The sequence below is a fragment of the Mucilaginibacter sp. Mucisp86 genome, assembly GCF_047324315.1.
Taxonomy (GTDB): domain Bacteria; phylum Bacteroidota; class Bacteroidia; order Sphingobacteriales; family Sphingobacteriaceae; genus Mucilaginibacter.
In genome coordinates this window covers 1,537,794-1,557,793 of sequence record NZ_CP168503.1, presented here as the reverse complement: position 1 = coordinate 1,557,793, position 20,000 = coordinate 1,537,794, and the positions used below count along the sequence as shown (strand labels likewise).

The 20,000-nt window shown below is 40.8% G+C and carries 12 protein-coding genes; 3 read left to right on the top strand and 9 right to left on the bottom strand.

The features are described from left to right. Positions 1 to 216: 216 nt before the first annotated feature. The 4 genes from ACEN9X_RS06340 to ACEN9X_RS06325 form a co-directional block, all read right to left on the bottom strand. Entirely contained in the window at positions 217 to 4,419 is a 4,203-nt protein-coding gene (locus tag ACEN9X_RS06340; RefSeq protein ID WP_413669593.1) for a two-component regulator propeller domain-containing protein, read from the bottom strand. Between the two features lie 8 nt (positions 4,420 to 4,427). Then, positions 4,428 to 4,571, bottom strand: a complete 144-nt coding sequence (locus tag ACEN9X_RS06335; RefSeq protein ID WP_413669592.1) for a hypothetical protein — start codon at positions 4,569 to 4,571, stop codon at positions 4,428 to 4,430. A gap of 277 nt (positions 4,572 to 4,848) precedes the next feature. Beyond that, entirely contained in the window at positions 4,849 to 5,871 is a 1,023-nt protein-coding gene (locus ACEN9X_RS06330) for a substrate-binding domain-containing protein (RefSeq protein ID WP_413669591.1), read from the bottom strand. 2 nt (positions 5,872 to 5,873) lie between these two features. Continuing rightward, the gene (locus ACEN9X_RS06325) at positions 5,874 to 7,754 is read right to left on the bottom strand and encodes a glycoside hydrolase family 97 catalytic domain-containing protein (RefSeq protein ID WP_413669590.1); all 1,881 of its coding nucleotides are present in this window, start codon (positions 7,752 to 7,754) and stop codon (positions 5,874 to 5,876) included. A gap of 590 nt (positions 7,755 to 8,344) precedes the next feature. On the opposite strand from ACEN9X_RS06325, the gene ACEN9X_RS06320 reads away from it, so the two are divergent. From ACEN9X_RS06320 to ACEN9X_RS06310, 3 genes are all read left to right on the top strand, one after another. Next, a complete protein-coding gene (locus tag ACEN9X_RS06320; protein WP_413669589.1) occupies positions 8,345 to 9,829 on the top strand; it encodes a glycosyl hydrolase family 28 protein in 1,485 nt (494 codons plus the stop codon). 76 nt (positions 9,830 to 9,905) lie between these two features. After that, on the top strand, positions 9,906 to 10,181 hold the full coding sequence (locus tag ACEN9X_RS06315) for a hypothetical protein (RefSeq protein WP_413669588.1): 276 nt from the start codon (positions 9,906 to 9,908) through the stop codon (positions 10,179 to 10,181). Positions 10,182 to 10,317: 136 nt separating this feature from the next. After that, positions 10,318 to 10,737, top strand: coding sequence for a hypothetical protein (locus ACEN9X_RS06310; protein WP_413669587.1), 420 nt, complete (start codon positions 10,318 to 10,320; stop codon positions 10,735 to 10,737). 251 nt (positions 10,738 to 10,988) lie between these two features. Here the strand turns inward: ACEN9X_RS06310 and ACEN9X_RS06305 are convergent, their stop codons facing one another. The 5 genes from ACEN9X_RS06305 to ACEN9X_RS06285 form a co-directional block, all read right to left on the bottom strand. Then, a complete protein-coding gene (locus tag ACEN9X_RS06305) occupies positions 10,989 to 11,387 on the bottom strand; it encodes a response regulator (protein WP_413669586.1) in 399 nt (132 codons plus the stop codon). 230 nt (positions 11,388 to 11,617) lie between these two features. Next, positions 11,618 to 12,442 (bottom strand): family 16 glycosylhydrolase, encoded by an 825-nt coding sequence (locus tag ACEN9X_RS06300; RefSeq protein WP_413669585.1) that lies wholly within the window; start codon positions 12,440 to 12,442, stop codon positions 11,618 to 11,620. 309 nt (positions 12,443 to 12,751) lie between these two features. Beyond that, complete coding sequence (locus ACEN9X_RS06295) at positions 12,752 to 14,719, bottom strand: DUF3857 domain-containing protein (RefSeq protein ID WP_091220318.1); 1,968 nt, start codon at positions 14,717 to 14,719, stop codon at positions 12,752 to 12,754. 4 nt (positions 14,720 to 14,723) lie between these two features. After that, positions 14,724 to 16,646 (bottom strand): DUF3857 domain-containing protein, encoded by a 1,923-nt coding sequence (locus tag ACEN9X_RS06290; protein ID WP_413669584.1) that lies wholly within the window; start codon positions 16,644 to 16,646, stop codon positions 14,724 to 14,726. After that, complete coding sequence (locus ACEN9X_RS06285) at positions 16,639 to 19,935, bottom strand: hypothetical protein (protein WP_413669583.1); 3,297 nt, start codon at positions 19,933 to 19,935, stop codon at positions 16,639 to 16,641. Before ACEN9X_RS06285 ends, ACEN9X_RS06290 begins: the two co-directional genes overlap by 8 nt. Positions 19,936 to 20,000: the final 65 nt, after the last annotated feature.

Below are 20,000 nucleotides of genomic sequence, written 5' to 3'. Positions count from 1 at the left end.
GTTACCGGTATAGGGAACCTGGGTTCTAAACCGATTTACATAATCGATTAAGGAAGTTTGCCCGGGGTTCTTATAATTGGTTTGTATAAGCTAATATGGATAGATTTTATTCAGCAGATGGGGCTCAAATTGGTCATTTATGTGGTATAAATTCGGCATTTAATTAATTTACTCAATTGATTAAGTAAGTAAAAGTTGAATTTAAGTATCTAATTTTCAATTGATTGTATTATTTCTCTTCTTAAACACAGGTCTTTTCTGCTTAAGAAAATCTGATGGGTTGGCACCAAACAGTTTAAAAAACTGATCGCGGAAGTATTTGATGCTGTTAAAACCTGTTTCAATGGCCACTTCATTCACGTTCATATCCGATTGGATCAGTAGTTCCGCGGCTTTTCTCAAACGGATGTAGCGGATAAAACTGTTAACCGTATGACCAGACAGCGACTTAATTTTGCGATAGAGATTTGAATGGCTCATGCCAATCTCCGAGGCCAGCATTTTGATATTGAAGTTTTCGTTGGTAATGTGCTGCTCAACAATCTCGATACATTTTTCAAGGAAGTGCTTGTACTCGTCAGAAATAGTGACGTTACCAGATTTCAGGGTAATGGTATTATAAAAATAGCTTTGCAGGTTACTCCTGTTTTGCAACAGGTTGGCAATACGGGCAATGAGTACATCCTTATCAAAGGGCTTGGAAATATAGTCGTCCGCCCCGCTTTCCAGTCCTTTGATCTTGTTTTCGGCCGATGAGCTGGCTGTTAACAAAATCATTGGAATATGGCTCAGCTGCTGATCCTGCTTAATGGTTGAGCAAAGCTCAATACCGTTTAAACCGGGCATCATTACGTCACAAATAATAAGATCGGGTTGTTTCTCCTTTGCTTTGTGTAAGCCGGTAAGACCGTTGTCTGCGTCGTAAACCTTATAACGGCTTTCAAGAATTGAACAAATGTAAGCGCGAAGCTCATTATCATCATCAATAACCAGGATCCTTTGCTTGTCGCTAAAAATTTTCTCCGCCTCAAAATCAATGTTATTGTTTGAGCTTGGTTCTGATAGCACCGGTTGTTCTTCCACCATTTCGCGGAGTAAGGGCGATAGATCAGCAGCGTCGGCAGCAGCGGCCACATCCGGCGGATAATGACTTGTACCTTTTAACAGGGTTAAACAAAAATCAGAACCTTTGCCAGGTTCACTTTCAAACAATAATGAGCCGCCATGATCCCTGGTAAACTGGCGGGCCAAAAATAAGCCGATACCAAACCCGCCCTTTGCCGCCTGGCCGTGGGTATTTGACCTGTAAAACTTTTCGAAGATATGCTTACCAATTTCCTTGGGTATGCCGGGGCCGCTATCAATCACGTTGATCACCACCTCGTGTTCCCCCGATTTCAGGCTTACACAAACAGCCTTCCCGGCCGGGGTGTATTTAATTGCGTTGGATATGAGGTTAAACAGGATGATTTCGATCTTTTCCCTGTCGCCGTAAATCAGCACCGGCTCTTCTGGTACGTTTAATTCAAAACTAAGCTCCGAAAGCCGGGCCTGCTGTACAAAACACAAAAATACCTCCCGGCAAACAAGGGTAATGTCCATCGGCGCAATTTGCAGGATGCCGGAACCGGCATCGGCCTTACGAAACAGCAGTAACTGATCAACAAGGCTTAGCAGGCGTCTTGAATTGCGATAAACAATATTAAGCTCGGCCCGGTTTTCAGGTGCTATTTTTGCGAGCAGATCCCTGAGCGGGTTAATGATAAGCGAGAGAGGTGTACGAAATTCATGTGATACGCCTGTAAAAAACTCCACACGCCGGTCATTCAACTCGCGTTCCTTTTCTTGCAGGTCGCGCTGGTGCGCAGCTGCGGCATTGGCTAGTTGCACCTCGTATTTAAGCCGTGTTTCGCGGAACTTATAACGCAGGTACCAGTAAACAATTCCAGTCAGCAACAACGCATAAATCAAATAAGCCCAGATGGTACGGTACCATGGAGGTAAAATAATGATACGAAGAAGGATTTCGCGACTTATCCATCGTCCTTCGGGGTTGGTACAGTTAATTTTTAGGGTATAAGTACCGGGTGCCAGGCGGGTATAAAGTGCGTTACGCTGTTTACCTGCATTAATCCATCCCCTGTCCCAGCCCTGAAGCATATAACGGTAAGCAATTCTGTCCTGAGCAGTAAACTCAATGGCGGCAAAGCTGAAGGCAACAGATGCGTTATCGTAAGGTATTTCTAACGATTGAATAGCGTTACCAATATCTGTTTTAACATAGTTGGGATAATTGCTTATCGGTTTATTATTAATTTTAATATCAGTTATGACAATATTAGGCGCGTCATGCAACGGGAGAATTCTCTGTGGATGAAATATAGTAAGGCCATTAATGCCGCCAAACGTAAGCTCGCCATTGTTTAACTTTAGGGCTGCATTAAAGTTAAACTCGTTACTTGCCAGGCCATCACCTTCAAAAAAACTGGTAAAACTAATAGCTTTAGGGTCAAAGCGACAAAGCCCGTTGTAGGTACTGAGCCACAAACGCTTTTGCTGATCTTGAAGAATAGCCAGCACCATATTATTACTAAGGCCGTTACCGGTAGTATACCGGCGAACTACTTTTTCATCAGACGCCGAAAAATACATCAAACCGGCCTCTGTACCCAGCCACATATCACCGTTGTCGGCATAGTGCATTGATCGTACCGCTTTACCTACAGGGTAAAACTTATGTGTATTATCCTGCAGGTTAATCTTATAGACTCCTTCAAAATTTCCTGCCCAGAGGTTCCCCAGGCGATCTTCACCTATTGAGAGGATATTGGTTAATGTTGCATCATACAACCTGAATTGATTGCTGGGCTTATCATACAGGAACAAACCATCCTGTAGACCGCTGGCCCATAGGTTTCCAGTATGATCCGGGTACAGGTACCAGAACACAATGCGGTTGGCAATTCCTTTTTTGTCAATTCCATGGAAGGTAGTGAATGTGTTGGAGCCGGGCTGGTACAGGTCAATACCGCCGCCGTAGGTTGCAATCCAGGTCCGGCCATCCTTGTCGCCGGTAATGCTGGTAACAAAGTTTGAACTCAGCGTGCCGGGCTGTGAACCATCGTGCCTGAAATTGGTAAATCGATGTGCCTGCCGGTCCCAAATACTTAATCCTCCTCCATCGGTACCTATCCATAACCGGCCATCAGGCGCTTCATATAAGGATTTAACAAAGTTGCTGATAAGGCTGTTACTGTTCAGATCATTATGCCTGATATTTACAAAGCGCTCCTTTACTTCATCAATAACATTTATCCCTCCCCGCAGCGTGCCAATCCACTTTCTGCCATCCCGGTCTAAAAACAATGAGTAAACAGCATCGCTCGAAAGGGAATGCTCATCACTCCCCGCCTGCAGGTAGCTGATCTTGTCGCGCTTTTTATCCAATATCTGGATTCCTCCGCCATCGGTGCTTACCCATAGGGTACTATCAGGCATGGTTTGCAGGCTTGTGATCCTGCCCGATTTGAATCGGCCGTTAAACTCATCAAAAAGGCGGTCATACTGCCCGGTCTTAACATTAAAATGGTGCAGTCCCTGGGTTGTACCTACCCATAAGCTGGTACCTTCAGAATAAATGCAGGTAGCCCCGGTAACTGATGAGTTCAGTAACTTCAAAGCACCATGCACAGTATCGTATGTAAATAGCCCTGCGGCGCTGATTAATACATAAACCTGGCTGCCCGGCCCCACATACAATGCGCTGACATTGTAACTCCGTACAGCTTTTCCATTACTATAGTATGGTATAACGCGGCCCGTTCGTTTACCCTTGTCCATAACGATGAGGCCGTTGGATAGCGTGGCAATAAAAATGTGACCCGAGTGATCTGTTTTTATATCTTTTATAAAGACTGTTACCGGTGCGGCCTTATCGCCGGCCGAGATAACATAGGCCGGAGAAAACTGTTCAGTTACGGGGTTTAAGATACTTATACCCTGGCGCGTACCTACCCACAAATTGTTAGCAGCGTCTTCTGCAATGCAGTTAATAAAATTATGAACGATTGAATGCTGGTTTTCGGGCTGATTGCGGTAGATCAGGAAATCATATCCGTCAAAACGGTTCAGCCCATCATAGGTGCCAAACCACATATAGCCTGAATGATCCTGGAAAATACATCGTACCTCGCTGTTGGAAAGCCCGTCTTTAAGGCCAAGGCGCTGAACATTTGGTAATGCACACACAGCAACATTACCGGTTAACATTAGCACCACAACAATAACTGTATAATACCATAACACGGCCGCCTTAAATGGCTGCATAAAAGAAGGTACCGGTTGTTGAATATTGCTCAATTTGAATGTACGTATGCAGTAAAGCATGGGGTTAATGCCGCAAACTGGCCTGTCGGGCATGTCTTTATTTATTCCTGGCGTTTCTTTTTAGGTTCCTGATTTATTTTCTGAACAATTGAATTCCAGCTTTTTTTGATGGTTTGTTCGTCTACTTCCGGTTTCTTTATCTGAAATAGCGCTGAGGGTTCTGCTTCGTTCCGCTTTTTTTTCATAAATCGATATACTATCTTTTCTGCGCCCTGTAGCATTTTATTCAAAACAAAAATATAATTATCTAACAAATAATGAGCAGGTAATGTATCTGTGCTTTTGCTTATCGTATTCCCCCAATATCCCTGCTATTCCCCCTAATAAAAAGGGCTTCCTTTCAGAAGCCTTATTATAACCAACTTAATGTAAACCGGACGGTTTATTAGGGGAAGAGTTACTACAAAGACAAGCGCCTATAGATTTGATACTCATTTCTTCTCAACTTTTTTGGGGGATAAGCTATGCCGGCAATCTTGCAGATGAATCCCTGATGATCAGTTTGGTTTTCAATAAAATATTTTGCGAATCGATCATGTGGTTATCCTGTAGCTCCTCCAGTAAAATCTTTGTAACCCTGAGCCCTATCTCTGTGATAGGTTGGGCTACGGCGGTGATGGCCGGGTTAAAAAGGGCAAAATTGTTAATATCATCAAATACGGCAACGCCAATATCCCTGGTAATAATCAGGCCTGATTCTTTAAGGGCCTGCAAGCCACTTAGGGCAAGATAGTTAGTTGCAAAAAAAACGGCATCAATTTCCTTTTTGCTTTTGAGCAGGTTTTTAAGGTTCTGTATCGTTTTCTGCGGATCCTCGTTATAGATGATTTCTTTTATTATTGGCTGCAAGCCGTGTTTTTGAAGTGCTGTGTGATAACCGTTAACACGTTCATTCATTTGATCCTGCCCGTTTGTAAGGGTAACCATGGCAATGTTGCGAAAGCCATTATCTATCAAATGCAAAACAGCCGCCTCGCTGCCGCGAAAGTTGTCTACAAGTACTTTAGAACACTGCAAATCGGGCGAGGCGCGGTCAAACACAACCACCGGCGAACCTTCATGGACAAGCTGGTTAATATCCTCTTCCAAACCGGCCGTTGGGGCCAGAATGTAACCGTCAACCTGGTAATTCTTAAAAGTTTGCAGCAGGTCGCGGGCAATAATAGTGGAGTTTTCAGAACTGCCGTAAATAACGCGGTAACCTTCTTTGTAAATATGTTGTTCCACAACGCGGGCAATGGCCGAAAAAAACGGATCGCTGATATCTTCCACAATCATGCCCACTGTTTTACTTTTTCCCGTGCGCAAACTGGCTGCCAGTCGGTTAGGCTGATATCCTACCTTTTCAACAAATTTCAATATTTTATTCTCCAGCGCTATGCTGATGCCGTATTGCCTCGCCTTGCCGTTAAGAACATAGGAAACGGATGCTTCTGACACCTTCAATGCGCCCGCAATATCTTTTAAAGCTAATTTTTTTGCCATCGTTACCTTTCCTTCGGTCTTAAAATAACAGCTTGTCCTCCTTTTGCATCCAGGTTCACTACAAAAGGATCATTGTGCCTGAGCTCGACTTTTTTCGCATGTATGCCGCCATGCCCGTCATCTTCATAAATGGAGGCAACATATATTTGATTTTTTTCCAGGAAATCAAGTTTAAAGTTTCCTCCCCATTTTTGAAGGCCGGCAGCACTGCCCAGGTACCAGGTACGGCCTTTACGGCGGGCTACTGTAATGCCTTCGCCTATTTCTCCCAGCACATACTTGCTTTCGTCCCATACCGTTGGCACATATTTAAAAAATTCAATATCTGCCTCATCCTTGTAATCCTGCGATTGCCCGTACCAGAAAATAGCCTGCAGCGGATCAAAGTATACAATGGTAAGGGCCATTTGCTGGGCCTTGCTTACCCGGATGTTTTTGCTGTAATCATTTACTTTGTTAGGGTAACAAAAAGTGAAATCGGCAGCGCCAGCCAGGTAACGTGTAAATGGTAATACTGTGTTATGGAAAGCATCGGGGCTGTTCTCGTCGCCCCTGATCCCTTCCTGGCTAAGCACATAAGGATACCGGCGATTCAAGCCAGTGGGTTTATAATGATCATGAACATTAAGCACCATGCCATAATCATTTACCTTTTTCATAGCCGAATCAAGCCAGCTAAGGCCTTTTTGGGTACCGCCATCTACAAAGCCGAACTTTAATCCGCTAACGCCCCACTTTTTATAAAGCGGCAATATGGTATCAATTTTAGCTTTAAGCCCCACGTAATTGACATATAAAATAACGCCAATCCCTTTTTTCTTTGCATGGGCGATAATATCCGGCAAATGGAAATCGGGCAAATATTTGGTAGGATCAGAGACCGTCCTGAATTCGGCGCCATACCAGCCTGCATCAATCAAAATGTATTGAAAATTCATTTTTTGAGCAAAATCAATTCCGTTCAAAGCGCCCTGTGTATTGATGGGTACACGGTAAACCTTTCCGGGTTTTACATAATCCGGCACCTTGTTATTGAGTGGTTTAACCAGTTTAAGGTTAAGCTGGCTAAACTCATGCAGACCTACAGCGGTACTGCTGCAGCTGATGGTGCGCCAGGGAGTAACAAGGCTATCCGAAAATTGGATCGATGTATCCTTGCGAACAGCCTGTACGCGATGGTCCCGGTAAATGGTATCGGTATAAAATTGTAATGTGAGGCTGTTGGGCCGATTCCCTTTAACCAACACACATTTGGTATAGTTGCGGTTATCTGCTTCGCCAATGCTTATGTATGATTTTGGTGCGGTGAGGGTTGAAGGCAGATCACTGGTCCCTGGCAACGAATCAACTTTTACCGGCCGGAAAACTGATTCTTCATGATACTGATAAATGCGATAACTTTCGGTAAGATTAAATTCTGTAAGCTCTGACTTGAGTTGCACTGTACGGTCGCCGAGCTGGCTACAAACATACCTAAATGCCAGGCTTCCATTGTAGAGCCTTGCAATTACATCAAAATTGCCCCTATTTGTAGTACAGTGGAGTGTAAGCTCGTTACAGTGGTTTACCAGGCTCGCATCTTCTCCCAATGGCCACAAAAACTTTTCGTTAATTTCATTTTTGGCCGTCCCTTTTACTGTGATACCATCGAACAACGAAGGACCTGTGGTTTCAATACCCAAACGCGACCAGTTAATGATGATCCGGGTATCGAAAATTAAACGGTAATACAGTTGTCCTTGCCCATCCAGTGAAAATTGCGCCCGCGTATGGTTATCCGGTGAATATAGTAGGGCGACAATCTTTTGCTTTGCAAATGCAGAACCACCATAAAAGGAAGTAAAAGTTAAAAAAAGGACAACAAATAGGTTTTTTTTCTTCATTGTTCAGAATCCGGGATGACAACAGTAATAAGGACAAGTAATACTCTTAAATATACTCAAAGGGGCAATGATTTGTGTAGATCGTTTAAAACCCACATATATATCCCATTGCCTCTAAGAAGCTGTTTAAAACTTAAAAAATGTCATTGCGAGAAACCATCAGGGAACCTGAAAAAATCGTGATGACGTATAAATATATTTAGAGATGGCGCGCGCGGGCCGCGTTAGTGATAGTAGCGGATACCGTCCGTTAGCCAACGGATAATGCCTGTGCAGTATGAGCGGATAGCACGGCCGCAGGCAACGCCCATATTTATAAATCGATCAAAGAAAATATATCTAACAATCAATAACTTACAATGACGTCATTATAAGGAACGAAACAATCCCTAATACGCAGAGTAGCTATGCCGATTCACCCTGTAAAGTTTAGGATTGCTTCGTACCTCGCAATGACGATTCTTTATTATGCTTTTATCGGATCGTTTTTAACCAGCTTCCGGCAAACCCGCTTATTTTTTACATGTAGTTTTTCAATGAGTATAGATAGTCGTTTTCACTGTCTTTCACTATACATTATAAAAACTTATATGAACAAACTCCTGGTACTGACATGTGCAACCTTATTTTTATTAAAAACAGTTAAAGCAGAGATCATAACCTATAAAGCACCCGAAAGTAGTTTAGTTAACCATACAATTAAGGTAGATGTGCGGCAAGACCAAGGCAACTGGCAGCCGGTAGACGTATACAATGCCAATGTTGCAGCCCGTTTTGATGCAAAGCCAATTATTAAAAAAACAGCCTTTACCTATTTTGATTGTTCGGGCCCGGTAAGGCTGCGGGTTAAGCTGAACCGGGGCACTGTCAAAAATGTTAGGATCAGGCCTGCAGCATACGGTATCAAACCCGAGGTTAAGGGCAATATGATTGAATTTGAACTAAACCCTTCACAGTACGTTTCTTTAGAAGTGAACGGAAACATTTTTGAAAACCTGCAGATTTTTGCGAATCCCATTGAAAGCAACCATCCCGTAAAAAACGATGCGCAAACACTTTATTTTGGTCCGGGTATTCATAAAATTGGCCGAATGGTGGTTCCTTCAGGTAAAACAATTTATGTAGCCGGTGGCGCCATTGTTGAAGGATCATTAGTTATTGACCATGCGGAGAATATAAGGATCTGTGGTCGCGGTATTCTTACCCAGCATCCTGTACAAAACGACAGCAGTGCTTTAAAGAAAACTACAGCAACGCCTACCAATTTCAGGAACGACCATCTAATCATCCAGTACAGCAATAATATCAGTGTCGACGGGATTATTGAGCTCCCGACGGGTTATTCTATTTTGATGGGCGAGTCGAAGCATGTTAGTATAAGTAACTTCAAGGCCTTCAGCTCCAGCGGTAATGCCGATGGCATTGATATTTTTTGCAGCGAGGATATAAAACTCGATCATATATACATGCGGAACTCTGACGATTGCATCGCCATTTACGGCCACCGGTGGAACTATTACGGTAATACCTCGGATATTACCATCAACAACGCCATTTTATGGGCAGATGTAGCCCACCCGCTGCTGATAGGCACGCATGGAGATACCGATCATCCCGATACTTTACAAAACATCAAGGTTCAAAACATGACTATACTTGACCATCACGAGAACCAGGTAGATTACCAGGGCTGCCTATCACTTAATGCCGGCGACAGCAACCTGATCAGGAACGCGAGCTTTGAAAATGTGGAGATTGAGGATATCCGTAAGGGTCAATTATTTAATTTAAGGGTGATGTATAACCATAAGTATAACACTTCTCCGGGGATGGGGATTGAGAATATACTGTTCAGAAATGTTAATTATAACGGGACCCACGCTAACATGTCTGTTATAGCCGGATATGACGATCAACACAAGATCAGGAATATTATATTTGAAAACCTAAAGATAAATGGCGCCCTGATCTATGATCAAATGCCGGGCAAACCGGCCTTTTATAAAACAGGCGATATGGCTAACATATTTGTGGGCGAACATGTGGATGAGATCCAATTTTTGAGGAAGGATTGAGCGGGAATCTGTTAAAGAGATAATCAGAATGTTTATCTCTTACAGCATTCATTACCTATTTACCTACACTAAATTTATGAGATATTTTTACTGTTTTAAAATACCGGCTGCACTAATACTAAGCCTTTGTTTGTTTATTAAAACTGGTGGGGCACAGCAAAGCGCGGCAAAGACAGGCGAACCGCAAAAGGGAACAACATGGATTTCCGATAATGGAAACGGTACTTTTACCAATCCCCTGTTTTATGATGAGTTTTCAGACCCGGATTTGATCAGGGTAGGTAGCCTAAGCTCGGCCGATGCCCCGGTGCCCTGCCCGACAGGAAAGACGGCTCGTGTTTTTCATGGATAGTTTTGGAATAGGTAATTTTATTAAGAAGATAGAGGCAAAAAGTAAGTGAATATTTTATATGTTGTTGGAGGTGATTAAAACACGCGATACGTTGTGCGACAGCTACGACATTCGGACGAGCCGAGATGATTTACATATGAAAATTAAACATAAAATCAGAAGAACACTCCAAGTGCCAGCGGATGTTTTAGAAGAAAAAGTTAGCAAATACCTAACGAGAAACTCTTACAGGATTACAGAAAGGGGTGAAGGGTATATAATTTTTACTGAAGATGAATTTAGTGACAGAAGAAAATCCAGATCAGATTTTCATACCAGGATTGGAGAGGGCAAATTTGTATTTAACTACACAGGCAATCAGGAAACAAGTGTAGAACTAATTTATCTTACATCAACATCTTATTATGCCGTCCTTGTGATGTTAGTTTGTGCCTTTGGTATCTACACGAATAACATAATTATGCCCATTGTTTTCTCCCTTGCTTTAGCGCTCCCCTTTTTATATAAGACCATTTATCTGAATGAACACGTATTTAACGAAATTATGGAGTGCTGACTTTTTTATTGATGGTTAGGAGTGATTAGTGACAATATCTTGTCAGTGTTCAATTTTCAAAAAGCAGCTGTTCAACTTTTGAAAATGTAATTTGGTAATTAGTTGATTATCAATAATGATCTGTTCAAATCGCGGTTTGGTGTAATTTGATACAAATGTAAATTATTGATTATTAGTTATTTCTGTTTAGTGAAAAATGCCAGGTGTTCACACTTTTAAAAATTGAACACTTGTGAAATGAACAAATGTCTTTATGATCTCGTGCGCTCAATACAAGCCGCCAATACATGTTCAAGCACCGGCCGTGAAACCGGTTTACTAAAGAAGCCGGTAACAAAATCGTAGCTGAGCGCCCGCTCCTTGTCGGTAGGGTCAATTGACGACGAAAACACATAGAGCAGCGGTTTAACCGGCAGCGCGGATTGCAAATCAATAAAACCTTCCAAAAAATCCCAGCCATCAAACCTGGGCATCCGAATATCCAGAAAAATAACGTCGGGCTGATCTGCAGGATTATCTAAAAATGATTTTAACGCTTCTTCGCCGTCGTAGCTATGTAATACAGGGTTGAATTCTTTGATCCCGGCAATAAGTTTATCCAGGATAATATGGTCAAGTTTACTGTCGTCAATAAAGAGTAATCTGAACATGATAGGCTGTTATGATGTAGCCGCATAAGTTAAGATATATTATCCGCTTTCTAAAAAAAAACGGATGATATTGATATACTTAAACTTACAACCAGGGGGAGTTGTTGGATATTATAGCAAATACATCAAAAGGGTATGTATTTTACTTTCGCTTAATACATACCTCTTTTAGTTTAATGAACCATGAACATTACCACTACCGGAGAAGCAAACCTATAGTTTGGTTGAAATTATAATGTAGCACTTTTTTCAACTATCACATTCCTTGCGCGCATATAAGTGGTGCCGGTAGGGCCCGGTGATCCGGACGATCCTTCCATTTGGTAATCAATTATGATATTCAGGTTTTTCCCAACAAAGTTAGCGCCTGTTTGCGTGCTTTTTAAAACACCATCTATCCAGTATTCGATTGATACATCGGTTGTATTGGTTTTAGTCATGTAAACCGAATAGGTATGCCAGTTGCCGGGACTGGAAATTGCCGTGCCCACGCTTGACCAGCCACCGCTTGCATTTTTGTAGGTATTTGTCCAGCAGGTGGCGCTTCCCTTAAATTCCATAAAGTCGCTTTCGGGTGGCCATGAATCGGCACCCGTAACCCAAAACGCGGGCCATGTCCCGGTTTGTGATTCGCACTGAAATTCGCCTTTAAAATGCCATTTAGGCCATGAGTCGGTTACTACTGGTATTGTTTTGGCATAAACCGTTCCTGAGTAATAGTGGATGGGTAGATACGGGTCTTTACTGCTGTTACCAACGCTTCCGCTGGGTTCGCTGGTTAAGGTAAGCACGCCCCCGGAAACTGAAATATCTTGAGAACGCATACGGGCAGATCCGTTATGGTCTGATCCCCATGGATACAGATCATTCCAGTAGGTGCTGTATGAGTTAAAGGAGGTTGCAGGAATAACATTTACCCACGATACAGTATTTGTTGTAAGCCGGCTGGCCGAAGTATTTGTGGCAGAGTTAGCGGTGCCCGTATTATCTTTTCTACACGCAAAAAACGATGTAATCGCAATAAATGCAATTAAAACAAAAGTTAAATTTTTCATAATAAAGATTTTTTTAGGTTAATAGGTGTTCTTCTCCCGATAGTTAATGAGAGTTTTGGTTAATTGGTGACACAAATTAACATACTTAAAACCCTACGGATGGGGGACAAAACTGGAATTTATAGGGGTTATTATTATATATGACCCGGATAAAATAATAGGGGATATTGTCCGAAAATATGCCTGATAATAAAAAAAGGTTGTTTCCTTTTCGAAAACAACCTTTTTTGACTTGGGGCCTTAATAAGTGCCTTTGATTATTTCAGTATATGCTTTTTGCTCAGCAGTTTAGTGCTGCCATCCTGGAGCTTATGATTTTTTTTCAAGTACTAAAACAACCTTATTGAAATCTGAAGAAGCATTGATGATTTTCCTGAAATCAGCAAACTGGCTAAGTGGGTAACCTGTTTTTCTGTATTCTTCCATAATATGAATAACCAGCAGGTTGCCTTTTAATTCATAATCAGATACAAAACCCATGGTTAGTTCGCCGTTATCCTTGTAGGTTTGGCTGATTTTTAAATCATTCAAATTACTCACCTGGTAGCCTTCCGGAATGGTAACCTCAAGTTTCCTTTCTTCAGTGTGCCCAAAACCGGTATCTACCGACTCCTGTCGTGGTTTTTCCTGGTACATTTCAATCTGCGGGCCAATGGCCATCCCGATTTTTAAAAGCAGTTTGTTACCAGCTCTTTCTATCAATGTGCCGGTTTTTGCCTTTGTATGTAATATAACCGGCAAATTGCCCTGGCTTTCGAAAGATTGGTTTAATATTTCGGAGAATAGCAGGTTTTCAGAATTGGAATACCTTTGGGTAATATCTTTAATGATATCTTTTCTTTGCTCATCGTTTGAAAAGTTGAATGCATTTCTGTAACCGATAGAAGGATATCCGGAAAAAATTTGTTTTTCATCAATAATCAATGAATCGAGGTCATTGCTGAACGCAAGCTTAACATCCATGTTCTGGGCAGATTTTGTATAATCTTCCAGCGGAATTTCCTTTACTTCGGCAATTGCGGTTGAGAAAGTACCGAGCGTAGTGCTTTTGCAGTAAAGACCATTTGTTGAACCCCATACAGGATTTATCCACGGATAGCGAAGATCGGGCCGGGTAGGGGCCATAAACTTGTTTTCGGCTGGGAAATAAAATATCGGATAGTCGCAGTTATTCCAATTTTCAAATTCTTTATCTATCAAAAACTTATCACGGCTACCGGTTAAAACAAACTGATATTTGATACCAAGATTTTGGAATATACCGCTGTAAAGGCGCATAATACCTATTGTACCTGCATTTTTATTCTGAAGGATTTTCTCAACAACATTGTCATTTTCGGTTTTTAAATCCTCGTTGTATGAAAAACTCTTTTTTATATAATTTTCAACAGCAATTATTTTGCTTTTTTCGTCTCCAATTGCATCCCAGCCATTTTTCTTAACAAGGTCGGCAATCAGTTTTACTTCCTTATCGGTATTTCCTGTGTATACCCCATATAGCCTTTTAGCCAGGATGTTCCAGGTAAAAAGACGTTCGCCATTGGTTGTTGCCTGGTTGTAAGAGAGTTTATATTCAAGTCTCCTCAAATTTGCATAGTAACTTGCATATTTTTCTTCCTCGGCACCCGCCGTGTTTTTGAAGTTGCATTGCGTAAACCGTTTTTCATTAATCACGGTATCCGTAACAGGAACTTCAAAATTATAAGGCTTGATTTCAAACTTTAAACGCTTTGGGGCAACGATCTGGAAAGAGCTTTCCAGTATCGGGAAACTTTGTTGCAGTACTTCACGACCAAAAAATGAAGTTGTTTTTTTGTAGGTGTAGTAGTATTCAACATCACAGCCTTTTTCAAGACCATCCATGGCAAAAATCTTGTAAACCTCGTCGTCTTTATCTTTAATGTCTTTGATGTTGTTTTTATCGAGCTCGATGATCTTTCCGTTAGGAAGTACATTGCGGGCTTTAATTTCAACTATATCCGCATTTTCACTTACTCCGAGATATATTTTATTAAAGTTTTCGATACCCTTATCGTCGTTGATATGGATGATCTTGTGGATGGTATAGTACTCGTCGATCATATCTTTGGGCTGATCCACGAATTCAACTCGCCTTTTATCTGAGATTATCACTGCTGCTTCTTTATCATATTTACTGTCAACCTTATTAATTACAGGTTTTTCGGCCCATTTTTCTTTTTCAACTTGGCCGGTTTGAGCTTGTGCATACTCAATTGACAGTACTGCTGTCAACAAGCACAGGGTTTGCTTTATCATTGTACTAAATTTTTGTGAGGCTTAAGGTTTCTTTATATAGGGGGAACAGGGTTTCAAGTACCTTATTCCATTGTTCAAATTCATCATTTGTAGTCATCAGGTGATCGTTATCAAACTCCTGGGTTAGTATTACATAATTGTCTTTCTGTTCATACTTTAAATCAAAACCCCAGGTTTTATTATGGAAACTTTTGCTTTGCGGCAAGTATGAAACCTTATAACCGTCAGGTACTTTAAATAAGGTTACATATTTAGTTTCAAAGTTGAAATCGTGTTCTATAGGTACTTTTCGTTTAGGATAATCGATGCGTGAACTCTGAAAAAACTTAAAAAGATTAAGGTTCAGGTAATAATCATTCCCCAGCTTTTTAGCATAATCGGGTAAGCTAAAATCAGCCGACATAGAAAACTCTCCCGCGCTTTTCTTTTTATCAATATTGAAGGTGTCGAGCTTAAACTTATTTGATCCCCTTTCAAGCTGGTTCTCCATAATTTCAGCCATGTTTTTTTTGTCCCAGTAAATAAGTTTGCCATGCATCTCCATGGCAAAGTATCCCTTGAAATCCTTTTTTACGTGGCCTTTTATGCCGGTAGGGGTGAGCGTTAACCATGTTGAATCAATCAGCACATTTTTACTTTTCTCAATAACAGGCACCTTTAAAATCTGAAAATCTTTTTCGTTTACAGCTATCATAGCTTCTTTATCCTGTATGGCCGACGATGGCATTCCGAAAACGCAGGTGGGGTCTGTGCCATCCAAAAAAATAAACTTATCGTTAAGTTTGATAGTGCAAATCATATGGTTACTAACCAGCGGTAGTGGGGTTTTGATAAAGCTGTACGGTAAGTCGCGCGTACCTATCCAGGTAAAGTAGGCTTTTACACCTGCCACGTTAAGCATTTCGGTAAGGATGCTGGCCATATCCTTACAATCTCCAAAACGCCGGCTGCACACTAAGCCTGCATCACGGGGTATAAAACCGCCCATTCCATCTTCAAAAGCAACATATTTAATGTTATTTTGAACCCATGCATATATGTTTCTTGCCTTAAGTTCTTCAGCGTTTATCCCTTTTGTTAAAGAATCTACAATATGTTTAAGCTCGGGGCTGGTTTGGTTATTTACAGTTTTTATGTAATTATAACTCAGATGGTACAGATCGTTTACATTGGATAAGTATGAGGTGTTGCTTCCCTGGTTATTTTTATAGCTTCCGATGTAAAAAACCACATGGGGCGAATACCATGCAAAACCGGGCGCATTATCGTAACTTTTATCGGCCGGGCAGTTTTTATACTGAAATGTATAAACGTTATTACGATGTTCTGTTTTTACGCTTACCGTTATGTTGCTGGTATCTAATCCTATAAGCTGATATTTTAACGATATATCTTTAGATACGGTTAATTTTAATTCGCTGTTAATGGTAGGTATGTTGCTTGTGAAATAAAAAGGCGATAAAAGATGCGGATCTTTATTAAACCATGATACCTGTAAGTTTCCTATAGCGCCGGGCTCAACCGAGGGGAAGTGAAAGGTTGTTTCTTTAATATCGTCGTAAAAAACAAATCCCTCCTTATCAGTATTGGTTTTAAACTCGCTAACCTTTAATTTTTTATCGTCGGGAGTTCGGGTGAATGCCTCATATGATACCAGTTGATGAAAATCACTGTGCGAAAAACCAAATTTGCCCATATAGGCCGTGGCGCTGCCCAAAAGGTATTCTATCTGCTGCAACTCTTTACTTGTTACATATGGTTCGCCGTTTTTTAAATCAATGTTATATTCATAAACACGGTTTAAAAGCACGGCTTTTTCATCAGGGAACTGTTTACGTAAGGCGTCAAAACTTTGGGCCTTTACTAAACCCGAAAACAAAGAAAAACACAGACATAAAGGAAAAAACAACAGCAGCGGCCTATTCATTTTTAGCAGATAAAAGTTTACCATAATAGTAGTTCAGTGTTTTAACCAGCTTACCGTTTTCATTAAAATACCTGGTTGGGCCATGGCTTATCCCATTTATATAGTGTATTTCCTTTTTCAAATTCCCGTTATTATAAAACTCTTTGCAAGTGCCATCAGGGTTGTCATTTACATAATAGTATTCCAGCTCTGTTTTTCCGTTGGGAAAATAGGTTTTTGCTAAACCTTCGGAGATGCCATATGTAGGTTTATCAGTAGAGCGTACCTGACCATTAGTGTAATAAATAGCGTCGCTGCCATTTTTAACACCATCACTATAGGTACATTCGCGGGAGAGTTTCCCGTTTTGGAAATATGCTTTTATTGAGCCATTTAAAAAGTCAATTGGTTTTTCGGGTACCAATTTACCATCGGGCCCTAAATATGAATAGGATACTGCAAGATTGTTGCTAAATCTTACCTGGTAAGCGAGGCTGCCATCGGGGTCATATTTTTTTGAGATACCGTCAAGGATACCGTTTTTATAATTGCCTATATAATCTTTTATGCCGGTTTCAAAAAAGTAGGTTTTTTCTCCGTCTATTTCATCCGCAGCATAATTAGCCGTGCTGCTCAATTTGCCGTCTTCATCGTATGCTTTCCATTCACCAATCTTATCGCCATTGCGAAGGCGTCCTTCGCTGTATTTTTTGCCTCCGTAGTAGTAGCTTACATAAGTGCTGTCAATGCTGCCTTTTTTGTAGAAATAAGAGATTTCTGTTGAGCCATCGGGATAGTATGATTTAAAAGGGCCATCAAAGTTGCCGTTAACGTAATTGCCCTGTACCCTTAACTGCCCTCCGGGATATAGCAGGCGGTATTTTCCCGTACATTTTGGAAATGTATCAACCGCAATTACATTTTCTAAGGTATCATACTGGGTTATTTTTTCGAGCCAGCCCAAATGGTATTTTTCTTCCATGTTTTTTTTACCATTGTGATCGTAGCTTTCTTTATAACCATAAACGTCATCGTTTAAATAGTATGACCGGTTACTTAATTTGCCGCCTTCGTCGTAAAAAAGCCATTCGCCCTGGTGCTGTCCCTCCCGAAGCCAGCCTTCTGATTCGGGGTTGCCATTTTGATAAAAGGTAGTTAAATACCCGTCATGCTTGCCGTCTGTTAAGTTAATTTCTGATTTAATTTTTCCGTTAAGAAAATAAGTAACAGAAGGGCCATTCATAACCCCGTTTTTATACTGGTTTATCTGGTTTATTTTACCCGATGGATAAAATATAGTATCTGGCCCATCCAATTCACCTTTTGCGTTATAGTAAGCATGTGCGTTTTTATAACCATCGGTATGGTACGAAATGATGTTAATAGCATCACTTTTTATATTGGCTGTATAAATTTTATTACCCGCCTGGTTAAGATAATCTACCAGCCGTGGAACATCGTTATTATAAACGTATTTTGAAAGCACTTTACCGTTTTCATAATAAGTTATGGCTTCGCCGTCTATTTTTCCTTTTTTACGGATATAACTGGTCAGTATCTGCCCGTTTTCAAAAAACTCCTGATGCGGCCCGTCTTCGGCGCCACCAATGTAATGCCGCTTTTCTTTAACCTTGCCCGATGCATAATAGTAGGTAAAATCACCCTCCGGGTTGTCCTTTATAAATTGCCCTTCGGTATCCGTGTGCCCGTTTTCGTAATAGGCTTTGTAAGGTCCATCTATTTTTCCTGCAACATAATGCGTAGTGCTTTTAACTTTGCCACTTTTAAAATATTCTGTTACCAGGCCATTAAGTACATTGGCAGTATAGTGGTTAACTATTTCCAGGTTACCGTTTTCGTAAAACTGTTTCTCTTCACCCTCTTTTTTGTCAAGTTTATAATTAACAGATGAACGTGTATTGCCGTTATAGTAATAGGTGGTAACCAGCCCTTCCGCAACTCCGTTTACATAACTTTCGCGCGAGGTTAGATTGCCGTTATCGTAATAATACTCCTGCACGCCGGTTAGCTTGCCTTCCTTAAAAAGTTCCTTTGCCCTGATGTCTCCGTTTCTGAAATAATAAGTCCATAGGCCTTCCCTTTTACCGGCAGAACTGTAATTACCGTTTGATTTTTTATTGCCTGCAGGGTAATCTGATTCCCAGAGTCCAATTACTGTTTGGCCATTATTAATTAAGGTTCCCCTTCCTATAAATTTACCATCTTCAAAGTAATATTTAACCTTAATTGAATCCCGTTTAGTAAAATTCAGTTCGCGGGTGCTTCTCACAAGGTTAAAATAGGCTGCTGCATCGCTAACAAAGGCATCAAGAACTTTTTTATTCTTTTTATTGTAGTTCTGCACCTGTGGGATATTTACGTTGGAGAAGGCGTGGAATACAAAAGGTTCAAATTTGCCTTCGCTGTAAACTTTTTTATAAAAAGGGAGATAATACTGTACCCAAAAGTCCCTGCTCTCTTTTTTATATTCCATTTTTTCAAAAACGGCCTGCATTTGCCTTGAAATAGGATCATCAATTGATATAATGGTTTTATATGATTTGTCGAGCGCTATTTTTGAAAGCACTATTTCTTCTATTTCTGCATAAGCTTCATCCTGTGGGCCGGAGCGCTTGTTTTTCAATTCAAGTATATCATCGGTACTTTTTGTTATTTTATCTAACATATTGATCGACTTTGACCAATATTTACCCTCGGGGTTAACCATTAAATAACCCGTGAAGCTTAAAAAGGCCTGTATTATTTTGCCCTGTTGTAATGCCATCAAGCCTAATTGATAATGAGCGCTATACATATACGGGTTTATAAGTAACGTTTTTTGAAATTGAGCTTCGGCATCGGCATAACGTTTTAATGCAATCAGCGCAACACCTTTATTAAAATACAGGAGGGAGTAAGCCGGATATTTAGCTATGGCAGTGTCAAAAACTTTGATAGCGTTTTCGGGTTGCTGCATATCGTTCAGCGTATTTCCGTACGTGTTATAAAGGTCGGGTTCAAATTCACGCTGCTCTTTCAGGGAAAGGCCTTCCTTGCAATATTTTATTGCCTGGGTAAATTGGCTGTCGGCTTCGCAGTTGATAGCTTTTTCATAAATGGCCCGTACGTAATTGGTGTCGCTGCGGTTTACTTTGCTAAGCAATTTAAGCGCGGGCTTATACTGACTGGAGTCGTAAAGCGTTGCGGCTTTATCAATCAGTTCGCCTGAATTTATGAGTTCAACTTTTTGCGCAAATGATGTTTTAGATAAAACAAATAGTAGTAAAAACGAGAAAAAAAAATACTTCATGTGATAAGGGGCAAATCAATTCTATTTGCAAGAGTGAAAATAAAATAAATTCGCAAACAAATAAA

Excerpts from the sequence above, each read along its gene's own strand:
- ACEN9X_RS06295 (WP_091220318.1), bottom strand. The coding sequence starts at position 14,719 with ATGATAAAGCAAACCCTGTGCTTGTTGACAGCAGTACTGTCAATTGAG.
- ACEN9X_RS06330 (WP_413669591.1), bottom strand. The coding sequence starts at position 5,871 with ATGGCAAAAAAATTAGCTTTAAAAGATATTGCGGGCGCATTGAAGGTG.
- ACEN9X_RS06320 (WP_413669589.1), top strand. The coding sequence starts at position 8,345 with ATGAACAAACTCCTGGTACTGACATGTGCAACCTTATTTTTATTAAAA.
- ACEN9X_RS06300 (WP_413669585.1), bottom strand. The coding sequence starts at position 12,442 with ATGAAAAATTTAACTTTTGTTTTAATTGCATTTATTGCGATTACATCG.
- ACEN9X_RS06340 (WP_413669593.1), bottom strand. The coding sequence starts at position 4,419 with ATGCCCGACAGGCCAGTTTGCGGCATTAACCCCATGCTTTACTGCATA.
- ACEN9X_RS06285 (WP_413669583.1), bottom strand. The coding sequence starts at position 19,935 with ATGAAGTATTTTTTTTTCTCGTTTTTACTACTATTTGTTTTATCTAAA.
- ACEN9X_RS06335 (WP_413669592.1), bottom strand. The coding sequence starts at position 4,571 with ATGAAAAAAAAGCGGAACGAAGCAGAACCCTCAGCGCTATTTCAGATA.
- ACEN9X_RS06310 (WP_413669587.1), top strand. The coding sequence starts at position 10,318 with ATGAAAATTAAACATAAAATCAGAAGAACACTCCAAGTGCCAGCGGAT.
- ACEN9X_RS06315 (WP_413669588.1), top strand. The coding sequence starts at position 9,906 with ATGAGATATTTTTACTGTTTTAAAATACCGGCTGCACTAATACTAAGC.
- ACEN9X_RS06290 (WP_413669584.1), bottom strand. The coding sequence starts at position 16,646 with ATGAATAGGCCGCTGCTGTTGTTTTTTCCTTTATGTCTGTGTTTTTCT.
- ACEN9X_RS06305 (WP_413669586.1), bottom strand. The coding sequence starts at position 11,387 with ATGTTCAGATTACTCTTTATTGACGACAGTAAACTTGACCATATTATC.
- ACEN9X_RS06325 (WP_413669590.1), bottom strand. The coding sequence starts at position 7,754 with ATGAAGAAAAAAAACCTATTTGTTGTCCTTTTTTTAACTTTTACTTCC.